Genomic DNA, 19728 nt, shown 5'->3' with positions numbered 1-19728 from the left:
AAAAAGCTGGCTAATGAAATTAAATACCATGGGTTTGCAGCCATGCTTCCAGCAAGGCCATTTGCCACAGCTTCGATCCGCGCAATGGCGTAATGTGGCTATCGGGTGATTGCAGCATGTGGTCGATGACTTCACGCTTGAACAAGCCGCGCTGGCGTGCCGCCGAGTTATCCAGCGTGCCTCTGACAAAATTCAGGAAGTCGCCGCGCAGGTATTTCAGCGCCGGCACGGGGAAGTATCCCTTGGGGCGGTCGATGACTTCGGCAGGCAATATCGAGCGTGCCGCTTCTTTCAGCACATACTTGCCGCCCTGGGCGATCTTGTGCTGCCCCGGAATGCGCGCCGCCAGTTCGACCAGCTCATGGTCGAGAAACGGCACGCGCGCTTCAAGGCCGAACGCCATGGTCATGTTGTCGACACGCTTGACCGGGTCATCGACCAGCATCACGGTAGTGTCCAGGCGCAAGGCGCGGTCCACGGCATTGTCGGCGCCGGGCCTGGCGAAATGCGCTTCGAGATACTGGCCGCTGATATCCTCGGGCGCATGATCGGCGCCCAGCAATTCTTGGATTTCCTGGTGGGTCCGGTCGAAAAACACTTTGCGGTAGGCTTGCACGCCGGCGGAGTCGGTGGCATCCATCAGCGGCGGATACCAGTGATAGCCGCCGAATACCTCGTCGGCGCCCTGCCCGCTTTGTACCACCTTGCTATGCTTCGCCACCGCCTGCGACAGCAGATAGAAGGCCACGCAATCGTGACTCACCATCGGCTCGGCCATCGCGGTAATGGCACGCGGCAGCGCGTCCAGCAGATTGGCGGCGGGAATATGCAGCTTTTCATGCACCGTACCATAGTGGCGCGAGACCAGGTCGGAGTAGTAATACTCATCGCCGGCTTCCTCGTCCACCGCCTCGAAGCCGATGGCGTAGGTGCGCAAATCCCGCGTGCCGGCTTCCGCCAGCAAGCCGGTGATCAGGCTCGAATCCAGCCCGCCGGACAGCAGCACGCCGACCGGCACATCCGCCACCAGGCGTCGCTTCACCGCCTGGCGCAGGGAGTCGAGCACTTCGCTCTTCCAGTCGTCAAAGCTGCGCCGCTCATCGTCTTCGCCGCGCTTGAATTCCAGGTTCCACCATTGCGTCGTGCGGCAATTGCCATCCGGCGAAATGGTCATCATCGTGCCCGGCGCCAGCTTTCGCACGCCGCGCAGGATCGTATACGGCGGCGGCACCACGGCATGCCATGACAGATAAAAGTGCAGCGCCTTCGGGTCCAGCGTCGTATCGACGTCGCCTGCGGCAAGCAATGCCGGCAAGGTGGAAGCGAAGCGCAGCCGCTCCTTCTCGAGCGTGTAGTACAGCGGCTTGATGCCGAGGCGGTCGCGCACGAGATAGGTGATGCCACTGTCGCGCTCCCATAGCGCAAAGGCAAACATGCCGTAAAAGCGGTCGAGCGCCTTGGCGCCCCAGGCATGCCAGGCCTTGAGGATGACTTCGGTGTCACCGGTAGAGCTGAATTGATAGCCGGACTTTTCGAGTTCCTGACGCAACTCGTGGTAGTTGTAGATGGCACCATTAAAGACGATCCCGAGGCCGAGCGCATTATCGATGAATGGTTGATGCGCGCGCTGGCTCAGATCCATGATGCTCAGGCGGCGATGGCCGAAACAGCGTTGTCCCAGACTGAAGATGCCTTCGTTATCGGGGCCACGGTCCGCTTGCACGGACATCATTTTCAATACTGCTTCGACATCGGCGAACTGTTGATTAAAGCGTAATTCCCCTGCGAGACCGCACATGTCGATATTGTTTCCTAAGATAACCAGCAGACCAATGCATTGATTTGCCGGATAGTTATGAAGAGAAAGAATGGATTCGGTATGTCAGAACATAGAATCTATTTTTAAGAAAACAATTAAGCGAATTGGTTCATGTCATTTTTTAAAGTTTTGAAATTCGCTTGACGAAATTTGTCATTAACAAGTTTTTAAGGAAAAACTGCATTCAAAAAATAAATGCATATCTGTATCTTTCAGGTATACAAAATTGCTTTATGGATAGTGAATTCTCGTGGTATTTTCCATCGCCGCTAAGTTGGCGCAGCAACATATGAAATGTTGCTTTTCCCTTACGATCATTCTGTTAGCACCACGACAATCAACCAGTCACTTGCTACAGCGCACATATTTTTGAAGGAGTAGGAATGCAGTTTTCCGCTGTTCGTCTGGCTACCGCCATGGGTCTTTTTGCGGGCTTGCTGAGCGGCCCTGCCATGGCAGCCGACTGGAGTGACAATGCCATCGGCTATCGTTATGGCACCAGGTTTGCCGAGCCCTATGTCTCGTCCGATATCCACAAGCACATCGTCAATTTCACGCACGCCAGCGGCAACCAGTACGGTTCGAATTACCTGAATATCGATGTGCTGCAATCCGACCGCCGCGACGACGATGCCACCGAAGCCTATCTCGTGTATCGCTACACGCTGGATGTGGGCAAGGTGAGCGGCAAGGATTTCCGCTTCGGCCCCGTGCGCGGCTTCGGGCTGACTGCCGGCGTCGACCTCAACACCAAGAACGATCCCGGCTACAGCTCAAGAAAGCGCATGCTGGTGGCCGGTCCGACCCTGATGTTCGACGTGCCGGGCTTTTTGAATGTCAGCGTGCTCGCCCTGTGGGAAAGCAATCGTCCGGTGGGAGTCTCGTCACGCTATGAATACGATTTGCATCCGATGCTGGCGGCGTCATGGAATATCCCGCTGTGGAATGAAAAATGGTCATTCGAAGGCTACCTCAACTACATCGGCGCCAAGGGCTTGAACGAGTTCGGCGGCCCGACCGCGCCGGAAACCAATATCGACATGCAGCTGATGTATGACGTCAGCAGCGCGGCAAACCTCAAGCCGAAATCATTGAAGGTCGGCCTCGAGTACCAGTATTGGCGCAACAAGTTCGGCAACCCGTCGAATGTGCCCGGCAGCACCGCGAGCACGCCGATGGTCAGGGCAGAGTATCACTTTTAATCGCGTCTCCGGATTAGCGCGGAGCACTCTTCCGGGCCAACATTCTTGCGGCACTGTCTTCAGACTATTGCCAGTATAGTTGTTGGCCCCGATCGTTCAGAGATAGGAATGGAAGATCTCCTGGATGAATTCGCGCATCGCAATCACGCGCTGGCTCGCTTTCAGGTCACGGTGATAGACGAGCCAGATAGCGCGTGACAGCGGCGGCTCCCTGGAGCCAAGCCTTTGCAGCGCCGTATCCTGGTCGCCGACGAAGCAAGGCAGCATGCCTACTCCCATGCCCGAGCGGATGGCGGCATGCTGCACCTGCATGCTATTGCAGGACAACACCGGCGCCTTGCCCGGAAATGCGGCGCGCAACCATTTCGCCATCGGCAAGTCCGCCCATGACTCATCCCAGGATATGTAATCCAGCTTTTGCCAGGCTTCCGGATTGTTGCTCTTCTTCGGCGAGACAAGGTTAGACAGGCAGTACGGCGCACAGTCGAGCTTCCCGACCTGTTGAGCAATGTAATCGCCTGCGCCATCATCCCTGCTGGGCTCCACCATCCGCAGCGCCAGATCGGCCTCGCGCCGCGACAAGTTGGCGCGCGAGAGCGAGATGCCGATTTCCAGCTGCAACCGGGGATGCCGTTGCTGAAGCGCGTGGAGGTGCGGCGCGATCAGATGCACGGCCAGCATTTCGGTGGTCGCCAGCCTGACTTTGCCAGTGACTTCCTGCTGGATCGACCCGAGCGCATTGCGTTCCGCCGCCATCATGGCTTGCTCGACGTTTTCCACATGCTTGAGCAGCGCGGAGCCATCGTCCGTCAGCAGATAACCGGTTTGCTGACGTAAAAACAGCGTGGCCTGCAAGCGTTGTTCCAGGGTCGTGATATGACGCGACACCGTCGATGCGCTGGTGCGCAATGCTTTGGCGGCGCCGGTAAGACCGCCTTGGCGGGCCGCGGCCAGGAAGAACTTCAGATCGTTCCAGTCAAAATCCATGTTTTTCATTTTTAGAAAACAGATTTCCGAATTCACTAAACATATACCATATTCAAAAAACTATACTAGCCCTGTACTGACAAAGGAGCAACCACCATGAAACAGGCAGGGATCTATGTGAAGCTGGTATTGACCACGGCATGCTGGGCAGCGGTTTTCCATGCGGGGAAATACGCCGTGGCGTATGTCACGCCCCTCTATGCCAGCGCCTGGCGATTCCTGCTGGCGGCGCTGGTGCTCATCCCGCTCATCGCGGTGATGGAAGGATGGTCTGTCGATGCGCTCAGGCGCAATGCATTCGGGCTGCTGGTGATGTCGGCAATCGGCGTATTCGGCTTCAATGTCAGCATGTTTTACGGATTGCAGCACACCTCCGCCGTCAATGGCGCGCTCATCATGGCGTTCAGCCCTGTGCTGACTGCCGCATTTTCCGCGATGATCAATCGCGAACCGCTGGCCCGGCACCAGTGGATCGGGCTCAGCTTCGGCCTCGTCGGCATTATCGTGGTCGTCAGCAAAGGCTCCTTGCATACATTGGCCACTCTTTCGCTTTCCCTCGGCGACTTGCTGATCCTGATCGCGGCGATTTGCTGGGCGATTTATCCAGTCATTCCTAAGCGCTTTGTAAAGGGGATGTCGACGCTGCAAATCACAGGCAGCACCATTGCCGGCGGCGCCTCGTTGCTCGCGTTCTTTGCGATACAAACCACGCCGACGTTTTTCGTGGCGCCTTCGTGGCCTATCGCGCTGAGTATCGTTTTCATGGGACTGTTCGGGTCGGCGCTTGCCTATCTCTGGTGGAACCAGGGCATTCAGCGTCTGGGGGCAACGACCGTTGCAGGCTTTCTGAATCTGGTGCCCTTGTTTACCACCCTGATCGGGGTTGCGCTTGGCCAGCCGGTTTCACTGGCCCAGCTTTGCGGCGCGGCGCTGGTGATCGTCGGCGTGCTGTATTCGTCCGGAAGCTTGTCGCTGGCCTCATTGATGAGTGTTCAGCGCTCATATTCAGTCGCTGCTCCAGATGCCACGCCGTGCAATAAGGGATGAAGCCAGGCGCCCGCGCCCGACTACTCAGTGGAGCGTTGGGCGCGGCCTCAGGGTCAATCCCGGCGCACCGGCATCCTGTTCTTTGTGCTTCTGGCCATGACGCAACTGCGCGAGTTTGCAGATCGCGTCGATCAGGTTGGCGCAACCGGGCGCTTTCACGATGTAGGCATCGGCGCCGAGCGCATTGCTGCGCAGGATATCCGCTTCTTCCCTGGACGAGGTGAAGATGATGACGCGCAGTTTTTTTAGATCCGGATGGGCACGTATCGCGGCCAGGACTTCCATGCCGTCGACCTTCGGCAGCTTGAGGTCGAGGATCACGAGCGAAGGATGCGCCGCGGGACGATCCTGATATTCGCCTTGGCGAAACAGATAATCCAGGGCTTCCGCGCCGTCGCGGGCCACGTGGATTTCCTTTGCCAGGCCATTCAGCTCTAATGCCACCAGCAGCAATTCCACATCGTTGGGATCGTCTTCAACAAGTAAAATGCGGTCAGGCATGATGCACTGCGGTCCATGACAGGGATAGAACGGCAATTATAGTCGATGACATACCGGACCTAGTCCAAACTGTCTGCCCCTTCAGCTTTGCGCATCGTGATCATCCATCCCTTACCCAAGCCTCCCTCCTTCACACAGTCGCAGCGCAGCGCAGCGCAGCAACATAACGCCTCAACAGGCAGCTTTCCAATACAAGTCAGCCATGCATGCTGTTATAGTTAATCTTTTTCGAAAGCAGCGGGAAATGACTCATAAATCAGCCCCTCAGCAGGGCGACTTCAATGCGCTTCGCCGTATCCAGCTGCTAGTCGAGAAAGTCGCGGATTACGCGATTTACATGCTCAGCCCGGAAGGCGTCGTCACCACCTGGAATGCCGGCGCCCGCCGTTTCAAGGGCTATATGGATGAGGAAATCATCGGGCAGCATTTTTCCCGTTTCTATACGCCGGAAGACCAGTTGGCCGGACTCCCCGCCAAGGCGCTTGCCACGGCAATCAGGGAAGGCAAGTTTGAAGCCGAGGGATGGCGGGTACGCAAGGACGGCAGCCGCTTCTGGGCATCTGTCGTCATCGACCCGATCATCGATGATGCCGGCACCCTGGTCGGTTTTGCCAAGATCACGCGCGACATCACCGACAAAAAGCGCGTAAAGGATGCCTTGCGCGAGACGGAAGAACACTTCCGCTTGCTGGTTCAAAGCATCGTCGATTACGCCATCTATATGCTGTCGCCGAGCGGCGAGATCACAAACTGGAATGCCGGCGCAGAGCGCATCAAGGGTTACACCGCCGATGAAGTCATCGGCACCCATTTCTCGCGCTTCTATATGGAGGAAGACCGCGCCAGGGGCTTGCCGGAAATGGGGCTGGAAACGGCCAGATCCACGGGGCGGTTCGACGCGGAAGGCTGGCGCCTGCGCAAGGATGGAACCAAATTCTATGCCAGCGTCGTCATCGACGCGGTCCATAATGATGACGGCAAACTGATCGGCTTTGCCAAGATCACGCGCGACATTTCGCAGCGCATGCAACTGGAAGAGACGCGTGCGGCGCTGGAACACTCGCACCGGCTTGAATCGATCGGCAAGCTGACCGGTGGCGTGGCGCATGATTTCAACAACATCCTGCAGGTCATCGGCGGCAACATGCAGCTGCTCATCAACGCCGTGCGCGGCAATGAAGCGGCGGAGCGGTATGCCCAAACGGCGCTGAATGCCGTCGAACGCGGCGGCAAGCTGTCTGCGCAACTGCTGGCCTTTGCCCGTCGCCAGCCGCTGCAGCCGCTGGTGGTCAACATGGGCCGTGTGCTGCGCGACATGGAAGAATTGTTACGGCGCGCGCTTGGCGAAATGATCGGTGTCGAGACGGTGGTGTCCGGCGGCCTGTGGAACACGCAAATCGACCCGCACCAGCTGGAAAACGTCATCCTGAATCTGGCCATCAATGCGCGCGACGCCATGCCAGGCGGCGGCAAGCTGACGATCGAGCTTGGCAATTCCGTGCTGGACGACGCCTATGTGACGTCGACGCTAGATGTCCCGGCCGGCCAATATGTCATGCTAGCCATTACCGATACGGGTACAGGCATGACGAAGGATGTGCTGAAAAAGGCGATCGAGCCATTCTTTACCACCAAGCCGGAAGGGCAAGGCACCGGCCTCGGCCTTTCCATGGCGTTCGGCTTCGTCAAGCAAAGCGGCGGCCATTTTCGCATCTATAGCGAGCTGGGGCACGGCACGACGATCAAGATGTATTTTCCGCGTTCGCATGAAGGCGAGGAAATTATCCACGCCCCGATCCCGACAAAAGTGACAGGCGGGACAGAAACGATCCTGGTAGTTGAAGACGATCTGACCGTGCAGCAAACCGTGGTTGAAATGCTCAGCAGCTTCGGCTATAACGTGTTCAAGGCCGACAATGCCGAAGGCGCGCTGGCCGTGCTGAAAGCCGGCGTGCACTGCGACTTGCTGTTTACCGATGTCGTCATGCCCGGCTCGCTGAAGAGCACGGATCTTGCCAAGCAGGCCAAGGCCATGCTGCCTGCGCTGGAAGTCCTGTACACCTCCGGCTATACGCAAAACGCGATTATCCATGGCGGGCGCCTCGATCCCGGCGTGCAGTTACTGAGCAAGCCTTATCGCCGGGAAGAACTGGCAATGAAAGTCCAGCAGATCCTGAAAGGAAGGGAGCGCCAGGCGCAGACCCATGCGGCCATGACCATGCTGGCGGAACGCGGCAGCGCGTCCCAGGCAGACGCGCGACGCATCCTGGTGGTCGAGGACAATCTCGATTCCCAGGCCATGACGTGCGAACTGCTGCAGGTGCTTGGCCACTCCACTGCAAGCGCGGCCAATGCCGAAGATGCCTTGAAGATTTTGGCGGAACAACACTTCGATATCCTGCTGACCGATTACCAGTTGCCGGGCATGGATGGCCTGACCCTGGCCCGCAAGGCCAAGCTGGAACATCCCCTGCTGTCGATCGTGCTGTCTTCGGGGTATGGCAACGTGGCGGATGCGCCGGAACTAGGCGCCAAGATCTTGAAGAAGCCCTTTGACCTGGCTTCTCTGCAAAAAGCGATCAAGTAAACAGAAAACGCTGCATAGCCCTGCCATCGAGCCCGTTAGCGTAACGCAGCGGGCTTTTCGGGCAAGTGCCACGCGGCGCGTTCTCCTCGGTTATCCACTGATCGCGGTACAATCCCAGCTTGCAGCAGACCGATGGCATTTGACCGATGAACGACGAATTCCCGCCCCTTGCGCCCGATAATGCATTTCAAGCCAGGCAGTGGATTGCAAACCTCAGCGCCAAGCTGGCAGAGAAAGGCATCGCCATGCGCGAGCCGCCCGAAGAGCCGACCAGCTGCTGCGGCCGCGGCTGCAATGGCTGCGTCTGGGAAGGGTATTACGCTGCCGTAGGCTACTGGTGCGAACAGGCGCAGGAAGCCTTGCAAAAACAGGCTGAATAGCGCTTACCCAACAGGCACGCTCATGGAAAAACTTTATCTGTCCGCACGCGACATCGTCAACCTGATGACGAAACTCGATCGCGTGCGCGCAGGTGAAGTCAGCGCCTGCACCATCATCAAGAACGACACGGGGCATCCGGTCTATCCGCCAAGCTTGCGCAGGATCGCGGTCGTGGCCGTCGAAGGAGAAGACCGGTATATGCCCGGCGTGTCGCCACGGCTGCAATTATCGCGCGCCAGCCTGACGGCATTGCTTGATCAGGCTAATGATCAGGTTAACTCTCAGGCATGCGGCGCCATGCAGCTTCCCGGCCTGGAGATATTCGCCATACCCGACAGCCAGTACTATGTCGATCGTAGCGAGGCGGATGCCGCGCCGGTGGGGGACCTTGCCGCCGGATTTTTCTGGAAACGCGGCAAGCACACCTAGCGCGCCTGTGAAGATGCCGATGGCAAGATGCACCGGCGACGGCACAAGCGCCTATTTTTTTATACCACTCAAATCAGATCGACATCCTGCTCCAGCGTCGCGGCGGCGGATTCAAAGTCGCCGATGATGGTTTGCCAGTCGCCGGCACGATTGGTGTCGAGATATTCGAAGAATGAGGAAGTCGGATCATTCAGCAATACCGCCACGGCGTAATCCATCATGTTGTTGCTGAACTTGACCAGCGCATCGTATTTGGTGCCGGTAGCCAGCGCGTCATCGGCCACGACGGGCGCGACATCGAAGTAAATGCTGGGAAGCTTGCGCCGCAGGTCCACGCCAAAGTCGGACTGGATTTCATTTTTCGCCTGCGCGAAGCTGCGCAGCTCGGAATAGAAACCATAGGGGCGGATTTCAAAGTATTCCGCCACCGGGGGCGTGGCTCCGTTGTCTGCGGCTTTGTCGAACGAAGCCTCCACTTCGGCACGGTCCGCTTTCTTGAGACGAATCCGGATCACCAACGCTTCAGTAATGCCGCCAAATCCCGCTGCCTGAAAATGCCGGACAATGCGTTCTGCCGCGCTATTGGCGGGCAAGGAGGTGATGCTGTTCATGGAGCGATTCTTTCAAAAATAGGCACAACTTATATTTATTTGACAGGGCAAGTCTTTTTATTTGCCGCGTATTGCATTATCAAGATGGCATGCCCTTCTCTTTATGATAGGCGATCATTATCATAGCGAGATTTCCATCATTTTTAAATCGCTGCGTGCTAAGCATCCTACAGACTGCCCAACCCTATTTGACCAATCCATTGGTGCTGCTGGCAGGATTCATCGCCGCATCCTTTCTGATGATCTGGCGCTTGCATGCCATTGAAGGTAAAGGCTTTGAGGGCACGCTGCTCGGCACGCTCATCATGCCGTACTGCTCCGGTTTCGCCAACCTCGTCTTCGTCTATGTCATGGCCCAGGGAAGCGACAATGGCCGCCTGGTCATCGAAAACAGCCTGGTGAACAATGTCACCAACCTCACGCTGATCCTCGGACTCGCCTCCCTGTTCTTTGCCGCTGCGCCTGCTGCGGCAAAGAGTAGTAAAACGCCTGACAAGGCCGCCAAAAAGAAAGCGGTCACGCCAAAGGCCAGCAAGGGACAGTCGGATTACTATCGCTTGTACCGCCTGGACCTGTTACTGACCCTGGTTGCGATGTTTTTGTTTACCGGAGCGTTGTGGGCGCTGGCCAAGGATGGGGCGCTGGATTTTTATGACGGCCTCGTGCTCGTCGCCCTGTTCCTGTTCTGGCAAGTGCTGCATGTCTTCGAGGTATTGAAGAACAATGTCAGAAAAAACCAGACCATCCACTGGTCGATTGTCATCGACTTGATACTGATCGGGCTCTGCGCCTATCTCGTTTATCTGAGCGTCGATTACCTGGTGAAATGGGTCGAGACTGCTGACAATCGCTACATCAGCGCGGCGAATCTGGGCTGGTTCAGCGGCGTCATCATGGTGGTCCCTAACGCTTTTCTGGCGCTTTACTATGCGCGCACCGGGCGGCATGACATCGTCGTGAGCTCGCAGGTCGGCGACGGCCACATTTGCATTCCGATGTGTATCGGGCTTTTCGCACTGGCCGAGAACATCGCCGTGCCCGGCTTCTTCCAGTGGGGCGTATGGATCATCCTCGCAGCCGGCGTGCTGCACTTTCTATCGATCGCGATCTGGGGAAAGCTGCCGCGACTTGTAGGCGCCGTACTGCTGGGCGGGTATGGATTGTTTCTCTACAAAGGGCTGGGCGCCTGAGCTCAATACGTGAGCACGGCATGAATCGGTTCGCCGCGAAAGCGCATGGCGTTCAGATTTTCCAGATTGATGAGCACCGAGACATTGACGACTTCATAGCCGGCGCGTCCGCACAACTCGATCGCGGCGGCGAGCGTGCCGCCCGTGGCCAGCACGTCGTCCACTACCAGGATACGACCCTGCCCGGCCCGCATTTCCAGGGTCGCCTTGCCGTATTCGAGGTCATAGCTCATTGCCTCGACAGGCGGGGGTAGCTTGCCGGCCTTGCGTACCGCGACGAAGCCTTTGTCAAAGCGCGCGGCAAGCGCGGCGCCGAGAATGAAGCCGCGCGATTCGATCCCGGCGACGAGGTCGATGTCGTTCAGATCCATGTGCGCGACCATCTGGTCGAGCGCGGCATGGAGTGCGGTCGGCGATGCGAGAATCGGCGAGATATCCCGGAACAGGATGCCGGGAAGAGGAAAGTCTTGTACTTCATGTATCAGGGATTTCAAATCCATGGATCTATCCAGTTCTTTATTTTGCTTTGTCGCCCTGCGACGGCTGCCGCACGACCAGCAGCACGCCGGCGCCGCACAGCGCCATGCCGGCCAGCGCCCAGCCTGTCATGGTCTCGTTGAAGATCAGCCATGCCATCACGGCAGTCGCTGGCGGCACCATATAAAACAATGAGGTGACGCGTGTCGCTGCGCCACGTTGGATCAGCACGTATAACAACATGATCGAGGCGATCGACAGCACGACCACCAGCCAGCCCAAGGCAAAGATGAATTGTCCCGTCCAGCGCACTTGCATGTTTTCCGTTAACGGCGCGAGCAAGAGATACAGCACGGCGCAAGCGGAATACTGAATGACCGCGCCGCTCACGAGATTAAGATTCGGGCAATACCGCTTCTGGTACAGGGTGCCCAAGGTGATCGAACACAAGGCCATGAGCGCCAGCGCGTAGGACATGGAATCGGCATGCGTCAGGTTGCTCTTGCCGGACACGACCAGGGCCACGCCGATAAAGCCCAGCGTCAGCCCGATCCATTGCGTGCGCGTCACCTTATCCTTGAGCCATACAGCGGCAAGTACGGCGGTCAACACCGGCTGCAAGCCGACGATCAGGGACACCACGCCGGCCGACATGCCGTGATGGATCGCGCTGAACACGCCGCCCAGGTAGCCGGCATGCAGCATTAATCCGGCGACCGCCGTGTGAGCGTAGTCCGTCTTTGAAGCCGGCCACGTCGCCTTCATGAAAAAAGCCAGCGGCGCCAGGATGAGCAGGACGGCGATAAACCGGATTAGCAGAAAAGTAAGGGGGCCGGCATAGGGCAATCCCAGTTTGCCGCCGATAAAACCAGTTGCCCATAATCCGACAAAAGCCGCCGGCGCAAAGTTAATCAGTGGCGAAGGTGCCACACCTTCTGAACCGGCCTTATCTACTGTTTCCCTCATGCGCGAAGTGTAGCGCGATATCAGCGCCAGGTCACGCATGCCCCTCCAGTGACTGAGGTCATCGCAAGCCGGTTACCGCCTCGGCGACATTCTTTATGGCGTGCCCTTCGGCTTGCCCGGCGCATTCGTTCCCGTGCCCCCGCCACCGCCCGGCCCCTGGCTTCCGCCCGTGGTGGGTTGGCCTTGTTCAACGCCGGCACGTGGCTGGCCGCCTCCGGCTGGTGCACCTCCGCCCTGGGGTTGTGGCACAGGACGCGCAGCGGTTCCGGCCGGCATAACGGCGCGGCTCGATTCCGGTCCGGGCGGCGTTTGCGCGGCAAAGTAAGCGGATAATTCATTGATATCACTATCGCCCAGGCGCTTGGCAATGATATTCATCTGCATGCTGGGATCCGTCTTGCGATTGCCGTTTTTCCACTCGTTCAGGGCCGCCGTCAGATAGCCGGCATGCTGCCCGGCGAGGTAGGGATAGGTCGGTGGCTCGCCGCTTCCGCCCGGTCCATGGCAATTCGCACAAGCCTGCACGCCCAGTTTTTCATCGCCGACGTTTGCCAGTTGCTGGGCACGCCGTGAAGCCTGCGCCGCCGTTGCTCCCGCCGGCTTGGCAGCCGGCGCGCTCAATTCGGCGTAATAGCCTGCCACCGCTTCGATCTGCTGCCGCGACAATCCTTTCGCAATCGGCATCATCACGGGATTGACGCGCCGTCCATCCTGGTACGCGGTGATCTGATTGATGAAATAGGCCTTCGGCAAACCGGCCAGGCGTGGAAAATTGCCGGCGGGGTTGCCCTCGCCTTTGGCGCCATGGCAGCTGACACAAGCCGGCACATTGCCGCCCACGCCCTGGCTGGCAATTTGCGCGCCGTCGGCATTGCCGCCTGCGACTGGCTGGGCATGAACGGCGCCTGCTGTCAGCAGCATGGCGGACGAAACCACAGCAAGGGAAAAGGAGAGCGCGCTCATGCTTGCACCAATGGTCCGGGGGATTTGAGATATTGGCCGATGATGGCCTGTGCCGACCAATACGCCAGCGCGCCGACCGTCAATGTCGGGTTGTAGGCGCTATTCTGCGGAAAGGCGGAAGCACCGATCACGAAGACGTTATGCACGTCCCAGCTTTGCAGGAAGCGGTTGACTGCGCTGGTCGAGGGGTCCGTGCCCATGATGGCGCCACCGGTGTTATGCGTGCTCTGATATTGCGTGATGGTGTAAGGACCCTTGCGCGGCGTGCCTACGACCTGCTGGCCGCCCATGGCCTTGCCGATTTCGGTAGCCTTGCTCGTGCAATACGCCGACATCTTCAGGTCGTTTTCCGGAAACTCGAAGGTGATGCGCAGCAGCGGCTGTCCCCATGCATCCTTGTAGGTGGGATCGAGATCCAGATAGTTGTAGCGGGTCGATACCGAACTGCCCGACAGCAGCACCACCGAGGTATGGTTGTAATGGCGTGCCACGGCTTTTTTCCATTCCGCGCCCCATTGCGGCGTGCCGGGCGGGGTCGGATGGAATTCGATCGGTCGGCCATTGGTCATGATTTCGCCGATGTAGGCGCCACCGACGAAACCGAGCGGGCCGCGATCGTAATCGTCATGAACGAAATCCGAGATCAGCGTGCCATTGGCACCCGAGCGCATGAAGGGATTGATGTTGATCTTCTGATCATAGAACACTTGCACCGCGCTTTGCGTCTGGTACGCATAGTTGCGGCCGACCACGCCCTGCCCGGTTTGCGGGTCGTACGGCTTGCCGATGCCCGACAGGAGCATCATGCGCACATTGTTGAGCGCATAAGTGCCGATGATGACCAGCTTGGCGGGTTGCTCGAATTCGCGTCCGGCGCCGTCGATATAGGTGACGCCGGTGGCGCGCTTCTTGGTATTGTCGAGGTTGACCCGCTGTACCTGGCATTGCGTGCGCAGCGTGAAATTCTTGTCTTTCAAAAGTACCGGCAACAGGATGGTCTGCGGCGACGACTTGGCGTAATGCTCGCAGCCGTAGCGTTCGCAAAAACCGCAGAACATGCAGGTCTGCAGTTGCAAGCCTTCCGGGTTGGTGTACGGCTGGCTCATGTTGGAAGACGGCTGCGGATACGGGTGATAACCGAGGCTCGCGGCGGCCTTGCGGAAGATGGCTGAACCGTACGGCTCTTTCATCGGCGGCGTCGGATATTCGCGCGAGCGCGGGTCTTCGAAGACATTGCCACCCTCGATTTTCTTCCCCTTGACATTGCCTGCCTGGCCGGCCACGCCGAGCAGATACTCGAAGCGGTCGAAAAAAGGTTCGAGGTCTTGCGAGCTCACGCCCCAGTCCTGGATGGTGACGTCTTCCGGCAGAAAGTTCTTGCCGTAGCGCTGCGTGGTATTGCTGCGCATTTTGAAGTCATGATCCTGGAAGCGGAAGGATTGGCCATTCCAGTGGACCGCGGACCCGCCCAGGCCGGTGCCCGGCAGGAAGCTGCCCCAGCGGCGAATCGGCAAGGCAGTCTGATTGGCCTGGTTTCGGAAGGTCATCGCTTCCTTGGTGTTATCCTGCATGAGCGCCTTGCGCACGGAGTAGCGCAACTCATCGTGGATCTGCGGCCCCTGAAAATCGGGCACGGTAAAGCGCGGTTCGCCGCGCTCCAGCCCGACAACCTTCAATCCTGCGCGCGTCAGTTCTCGCCCCATGATCGTGCCCACCAGGCCGACGCCAAGCAGCACGACATCGACTTCGGGAAGTTTTGTCGCCATGCTTATTTCCCTCCCTTATGTTGATCTCGGTGACTCTGCTGGTCTTGATGAGGCGTCGACGCTTTTTTCGATGAAACCGGCTGGATGTGAATGACGCCGCGCGCATCTTCACCGATGCTCATGGGCGCGCGCGTGAACTGGATGCCATGCTGGTCGACGAGGTGGTAATAGTTGGCGTAGGCGCCGGGAAAACCGATCATCTTCCACGCCACCATATCCTTGTTGCCGCCATAGATCGGGTCGCTGAAAAATCCCTCGATGGTCAATTCCAGCAGCGACTGAAAAAACACTTTGGAGGGCACGCCATCCAAATCGACATTGCCGCCCTCGAGAGATTTCAGGTAGGCATCCTGGTCAGCCGCAGAGAGTTGGTGGAATGGCTTGCTGCCGCGATTCTTCAGATCGGCTTGAATTCCGCGCAGGGCATGACTGAACAATTCGGCCGGCGTGAAGGGTAATTGATAGCCCTGGGTCGGCGCTCCCTGCGCCCAGGGACCGCTGCGGTACAGCCGTTCGCCGGCTCCCCATGCGCCGGCCAGTTGCCGGTCTATGTAAGTCGGCACCCCCGCATCCAGCGCACCCGGCCCGACTTCATCCGCGGGAATTAGGCGCTCGACGGCCGCCTCGATGAAGCGCGCATCGTCGCCCTTAAGGAAAAGAAAAGGCGCAGCGGCTGATGCCGCCTTCGCGGGCGCCGCCGCATTCGCACCGGGAACTGTCAGGGCTGCGGCGGCGCCGCCCGCCATCTTGAAAAACGACCGTCGCGATATCTTGTCCATGCCAAGCCTTTGTCTGTCAGTGAACCAAGGAAGATTGAACAAGTGTCTGGGAATATCCGTCATGTCGCACGACATGCATCAAACCGCGACAGGCCATTAGCTTGAGCTGCCACAAATGGCATCGTCTCTGGCGTTAACGCCGGCAACAAGATAAATGACAGGAAAACTAAACGTTGAAGGGAGGCAGCTTAGGTGCCTGGGTGGCGTCATGGCCTGCGCAGGCTGACTTCACGCATCCAGTGCCCCTTCAACGAAGGTTGGCTAACGTATTCCCGGATCGTTGCCGGTTTCCGATTGCTCGAATTCTTGCGGAGAACCGGTGTTCGCCAATCGCATCGAATCGCGTTCGCAATACGGCGCCTCGATACCGTCGGCATTCTCTTGTGCGGCAAGGGATGTCGCGCCATGCGTTTCCATGAAATCCTTGAAGCCGGCCAGGTTGCGGCTGAGATGCCGGGTCATTTCGCGCTCTTCGCTGCCGATGGCCAAGCCGGCGAATTGCCCTGGCTCGGCTTCCATCGTGAAGGTCACGCGCGATGCGTCCGGCCCGAGTGCCTGAATGTCGATCCTGCCGTTGTTTATGAAGCCGGAAGTGGCATGCCAGGCGATGCACTGGTCCGGGTCATCCAGGACGATTTCGGTTTCCCATTCGACCGGGCGATTGCCCATCTTGGCGCTCCAGTGCAGGCGCGTGTCATCGACTTGCCGCACCTGTTCAACGTCGGCAATAAAGCGCGGGTAATTCTCAAACTTTTTCAGTTCGCTATAGACTGCGTGGGCAGGCAACTTCACGTCGACCGCATGCTGGACTCTGGGCATGACATTCTCCTTGCTCTATTGGCCGTGGCCGCCACGCTTGCTGCAGTGGCAAAACCCCGGCCGCAGGCATCATGCAAGTTCAGAGTCGGAAGTGAAGGACAAGTTGCGTCAGGGCTCGGAAATTGCCATCCCCATGCCATGCACCAATGGATCGGCAAGATAGCGCAGCACGGAACGCTCACCTGTGAGAATCGAGACGGATACCATGACGCCCGGCACCAGCGAATATTTACTGCTGCCATTTTTAAAGTCGAATTTTTCCGGTGCAATGCGTACCCGGTAATACGGCTCCTTGTTTTCCTGGATGACCGAATCAGGGCTGACCGACACCACCTTGCCGCCGATCGGCTGGAAGCCTCGTGCCGTTGCCGACATTAATTGGATGCGCGCATTCTGGCCGGCATGGACAAGGCCGACGTCGCCCACCGGAAGCCGTGCCTCGATCAACAGTGCATCGTTACCCGGGACCAGGCTCATCAGCGTGCCGCCCGGCGGAACGATGCCGCCTTCCGTGACGACATTGAGCGTCATGACGACGCCATTGATGGGTGAACGGATCAGGGTACGCTGCTGGCTGTCGGTATATTTGCGCGAACGCTCCTGGAATTCTGCCAGTTGCTTGCGGCTGTCTTCCAGATCTTTCTGGAGTTGCTCGCGATCGCCCGAAGCCAGCGTCTGCAGGGAAGCCGATTCCTGCTTTTGCGCCGCGCTCACCCGCCGCAGCGAAGCGTCCAGCTCGCTCAGGCTGCCCACCAGCGATTGCTCTTCCTTCAGCAAATTCAAATGCTCGTATTGATTGGCCAACCCTTCCTTGAGCAATTTTTTATTGATGTCGATTTGCTGGCGCAATAACTGCAAGCGGGACACGGTCTGATCGCGGCGCGCGCGCAATTCATTCAATTCCGCGGCACGTTGCGCAATCTTGAATTGCTGCGCATCGATGCTGCCGGATAAGCGGTTCTTTTGCGACTCCAGAAGTGCGCGGGCATTTTGTATCTGTTCCGGATAGCGCTTGGCCAGATCGGCAGGCGCGTCCAGCGTCGACTTGCCGGCCAATTGGCTTTCGAGACGCAGGATCTTGATCTGGAGGCCCGCCATCTGCGCTTCCAGTTCATTCATGTCGGCTTCCGAAGCGGTGCGCTCCAGTTCCGCCAGCGGGTCGCCCTGGCGTACCGCCTGTCCTTCCTTGACCAGGATCTTTCTGACGATGCCGCCTTCGAGATGCTGGACCAGCTTGGTTTGTCCGGCTGCGATCACTTCGCCGCTGGAATGGCTGGCGACATCGACAGTGAAAACCGCCGACCAGATCAGGAAGACCGCCAGCATCAAGCCGGTGATGCGGATAGTCAGGCGGCTCTGGCGGATCTCGCCCAGGCTTTCGTCCAGCTCGGCGCCCTTCGGCTCGAGCCATCCTTGCAGCCAGACGAGCAGCGGCTGCAGACGCGCGGCGATGACGTCTTTCGATGAATAGAGTTTGCCAAACAGCTTATGCATGTTGCACCTCGGCGACTGCCGATTCAACGCCAGAATCGGCGGCTTCCTTGCCGGCGGCGGCACGCACGATGCGCGGCGTCGGCTTGACATTCAGGTCAATCACGGCTTGCGCCGCGCTGATGATAAACGGCTCGTTGGTCATGACGATGATGGTTTTCTTTTCCCGCACCAGGCGGTTGAGCACCGCGGCAAGCGCGCGGCAACCTTCGGCATCGATGGCTTCGCTCGGATCGTCGAGAATGACCAGCTGCCCCTGGCCGAGCAATGCACGCACCAATGCCAGCCGGCGGCGGATGCCCGGCGGGATGGATTGACCCTGGTTGCGCACTACCGTGCCGAGCCCGTCGGGACTCGCATCGATATAGCGGCCCAGCGCCAACTCGCGACATAGAGCAATAATTTCTTCATCCTGCGCGGATGGGCGCAGGACAGTCAGGTTCTCGCGCAGGCTGCCATCGAAAAACTGGATATCCTGCGGCAGATACACGATTTGCCGGCGCCACCATTCGGGCAATGCCTGGCGCAAGTCCATGCCGTCAGCGAGGATGCGGCCGCGGCCGGGCTCGATCAGCCCCGCCAGCATGCGCGCGAAACTGGTTTTCCCGGAACCGTTGGCCCCGGTTACCGCGATCACGCTGCCGGCCTCGATGGTGAAGTCCAGGCGCTCGAACAAAGGCGTAGGCTGCTTCGGATAGGCGAAAGCCAAATCTTCCAGGCTGAGTTTTCCGGCAAAATGTCCCAGTGTCGTGCCTTCCGTGCGCTCCATCGGCAGCCGCGCCAGCTGGCCCAGCAACTCCAGCGATCGGTTGCCGCGGCCCAGCGCCTCGACCATTTGCATGACACGAGTCAGACTCGACAATGCCCGTCCTGCCAGGATGTTGGCGCCGATCAGCGAGCCGACATCCAGGTGTCCGGCAAACACTTCGCGCGCGCCCAGCCCCATGACGAGCATGCTCATCAGGATGCCGCCGGCATAGCTGCTGTTTTGCACCAGCGCCTGGATATGGCCCAGTCTTGCCCGGGCACCCTGCAATTCACCCAAGGTCTTGCCCCAGCCGGATTTCAGCAGCTCATCTGCCTGAAAAGCGCGCACCAGTTCCGTCGATGAAGCAAAAGTATGATGAAAGCCGGCGAGCTGAATTGACAATTTGCTCTGTTCCTCCGTCGGCTCCCTTCCCATGTTCTGGGTAACGAGGGACATGACGATCACGCCGCCGATCACCAACAACGCCACCACGGCCAGCGCCGGGCTCAGCATAAACAGCACCAGCAGGAACAGCAGCGCAAACGGGGCATCCAGCAAGGCCGCCACGTTCGCCGTGCCAAAGCTCTGGTGAATGGTGGAGAGGCCATTGAGCATTTCGCGTCGCGCCTGGGCCGGCAATTGCTCCACCGCGCCGTACTGGCTTTTCGTGCATGCCGTGATCGCCGCCTCGCCAAGTTGGCGGTCGGCCTTCGCGCAGCCCCATTGCGCCAGGCGCGTGCGCGCATTGCGCAGGGCGACTTCGAACCACAACGCGATCAGGCCGCCGAGGGTCAGGGTGAACAGCGTGGCGTCGATGCCCTGCGACAGATAGCGGTTGAGCACCTGCGTGCTATAGAGCGAGCTTGCCAGGCCAAGCATCGCGATGAGAAACGAGGCGACATACATTTCATTCGCCACTTTGGGATTGGCGCTGATCCGGCGCCAGAGTTCTTTCATTTTTACTG

General features: G+C 58.7%; 18 protein-coding genes. 6 read left to right on the top strand and 12 right to left on the bottom strand.

Annotated features, from left to right (window positions below; genetic code table 11):
* Positions 1-19: 19 nt before the first annotated feature.
* The gene (locus tag EDC30_RS12210) at positions 20-1798 is read right to left on the bottom strand and encodes an N-acetylglutaminylglutamine amidotransferase (protein ID WP_132259119.1); all 1779 of its coding nucleotides are present in this window, start codon (positions 1796-1798) and stop codon (positions 20-22) included.
* 404 nt (positions 1799-2202) lie between these two features.
* Here EDC30_RS12210 and EDC30_RS12205 point away from each other — a divergent pair, with 404 nt between their 5' ends.
* The gene (locus EDC30_RS12205; RefSeq protein WP_132259118.1) at positions 2203-3021 is read left to right on the top strand and encodes an outer envelope protein; all 819 of its coding nucleotides are present in this window, start codon (positions 2203-2205) and stop codon (positions 3019-3021) included.
* Positions 3022-3117: 96 nt separating this feature from the next.
* Here the strand turns inward: EDC30_RS12205 and EDC30_RS12200 are convergent, their stop codons facing one another.
* A complete protein-coding gene (locus tag EDC30_RS12200) occupies positions 3118-4008 on the bottom strand; it encodes a LysR family transcriptional regulator (protein WP_165973809.1) in 891 nt (296 codons plus the stop codon).
* Between the two features lie 96 nt (positions 4009-4104).
* Between EDC30_RS12200 and EDC30_RS12195 the strand changes: the two genes are divergently transcribed.
* A complete protein-coding gene (locus tag EDC30_RS12195) occupies positions 4105-5055 on the top strand; it encodes a DMT family transporter (protein WP_132259116.1) in 951 nt (316 codons plus the stop codon).
* Positions 5056-5079: 24 nt separating this feature from the next.
* Here EDC30_RS12195 and EDC30_RS12190 read toward each other — a convergent pair whose 3' ends face one another.
* Entirely contained in the window at positions 5080-5556 is a 477-nt protein-coding gene (locus EDC30_RS12190) for a response regulator (protein WP_132259115.1), read from the bottom strand.
* Between the two features lie 244 nt (positions 5557-5800).
* Here EDC30_RS12190 and EDC30_RS12185 point away from each other — a divergent pair, with 244 nt between their 5' ends.
* From EDC30_RS12185 to EDC30_RS12175, 3 genes are all read left to right on the top strand, one after another.
* Entirely contained in the window at positions 5801-8143 is a 2343-nt protein-coding gene (locus EDC30_RS12185; RefSeq protein ID WP_243656756.1) for a hybrid sensor histidine kinase/response regulator, read from the top strand.
* Positions 8144-8289: 146 nt separating this feature from the next.
* Positions 8290-8523: an oxidoreductase-like domain-containing protein gene (locus EDC30_RS12180; protein WP_132259114.1), complete on the top strand. Its 234-nt coding sequence runs from the start codon at positions 8290-8292 to the stop codon at positions 8521-8523.
* A 22-nt stretch (positions 8524-8545) separates the two neighbouring features.
* Positions 8546-8953 carry a hypothetical protein gene (locus tag EDC30_RS12175; protein WP_132259113.1) on the top strand — a complete coding sequence of 136 codons (408 nt, stop codon included), beginning with the start codon at positions 8546-8548 and terminating at the stop codon, positions 8951-8953.
* A gap of 68 nt (positions 8954-9021) precedes the next feature.
* Here EDC30_RS12175 and EDC30_RS12170 read toward each other — a convergent pair whose 3' ends face one another.
* Complete coding sequence (locus tag EDC30_RS12170; RefSeq protein ID WP_132259112.1) at positions 9022-9564, bottom strand: hypothetical protein; 543 nt, start codon at positions 9562-9564, stop codon at positions 9022-9024.
* A gap of 155 nt (positions 9565-9719) precedes the next feature.
* Between EDC30_RS12170 and EDC30_RS12165 the strand changes: the two genes are divergently transcribed.
* Positions 9720-10754 (top strand): hypothetical protein, encoded by a 1035-nt coding sequence (locus EDC30_RS12165; RefSeq protein ID WP_207907269.1) that lies wholly within the window; start codon positions 9720-9722, stop codon positions 10752-10754.
* A gap of 2 nt (positions 10755-10756) precedes the next feature.
* Here EDC30_RS12165 and EDC30_RS12160 read toward each other — a convergent pair whose 3' ends face one another.
* From EDC30_RS12160 to EDC30_RS12125, 8 genes are all read right to left on the bottom strand, one after another.
* A complete protein-coding gene (locus tag EDC30_RS12160; protein ID WP_132259111.1) occupies positions 10757-11254 on the bottom strand; it encodes an adenine phosphoribosyltransferase in 498 nt (165 codons plus the stop codon).
* A gap of 16 nt (positions 11255-11270) precedes the next feature.
* Positions 11271-12236, bottom strand: a complete 966-nt coding sequence (locus EDC30_RS12155; RefSeq protein ID WP_243656755.1) for a DMT family transporter — start codon at positions 12234-12236, stop codon at positions 11271-11273.
* Positions 12237-12290: 54 nt separating this feature from the next.
* Positions 12291-13160 (bottom strand): c-type cytochrome, encoded by an 870-nt coding sequence (locus EDC30_RS12150; RefSeq protein WP_207907268.1) that lies wholly within the window; start codon positions 13158-13160, stop codon positions 12291-12293.
* Positions 13157-14926, bottom strand: coding sequence for a GMC family oxidoreductase (locus EDC30_RS12145; RefSeq protein WP_132259110.1), 1770 nt, complete (start codon positions 14924-14926; stop codon positions 13157-13159). The genes EDC30_RS12150 and EDC30_RS12145 overlap by 4 nt, the downstream gene beginning before the upstream one ends.
* A gap of 2 nt (positions 14927-14928) precedes the next feature.
* Entirely contained in the window at positions 14929-15705 is a 777-nt protein-coding gene (locus tag EDC30_RS12140) for a gluconate 2-dehydrogenase subunit 3 family protein (RefSeq protein ID WP_132259109.1), read from the bottom strand.
* Between the two features lie 261 nt (positions 15706-15966).
* On the bottom strand, positions 15967-16524 hold the full coding sequence (locus tag EDC30_RS12135) for an SRPBCC family protein (RefSeq protein WP_132259108.1): 558 nt from the start codon (positions 16522-16524) through the stop codon (positions 15967-15969).
* 108 nt (positions 16525-16632) lie between these two features.
* Positions 16633-18018: an HlyD family type I secretion periplasmic adaptor subunit gene (locus EDC30_RS12130; protein WP_165973808.1), complete on the bottom strand. Its 1386-nt coding sequence runs from the start codon at positions 18016-18018 to the stop codon at positions 16633-16635.
* Positions 18011-19720: an ATP-binding cassette domain-containing protein gene (locus EDC30_RS12125; RefSeq protein ID WP_132259106.1), complete on the bottom strand. Its 1710-nt coding sequence runs from the start codon at positions 19718-19720 to the stop codon at positions 18011-18013. Before EDC30_RS12125 ends, EDC30_RS12130 begins: the two co-directional genes overlap by 8 nt.
* Positions 19721-19728: the final 8 nt, after the last annotated feature.

Origin of the sequence: Paucimonas lemoignei, assembly GCF_004342585.1 — a bacterium.
Lineage (GTDB): Bacteria > Pseudomonadota > Gammaproteobacteria > Burkholderiales > Burkholderiaceae_D > Paucimonas > Paucimonas lemoignei.
Note: the sequence above shows the minus strand (reverse complement) of the source record. Positions and strands in the feature narration are given on the sequence as shown.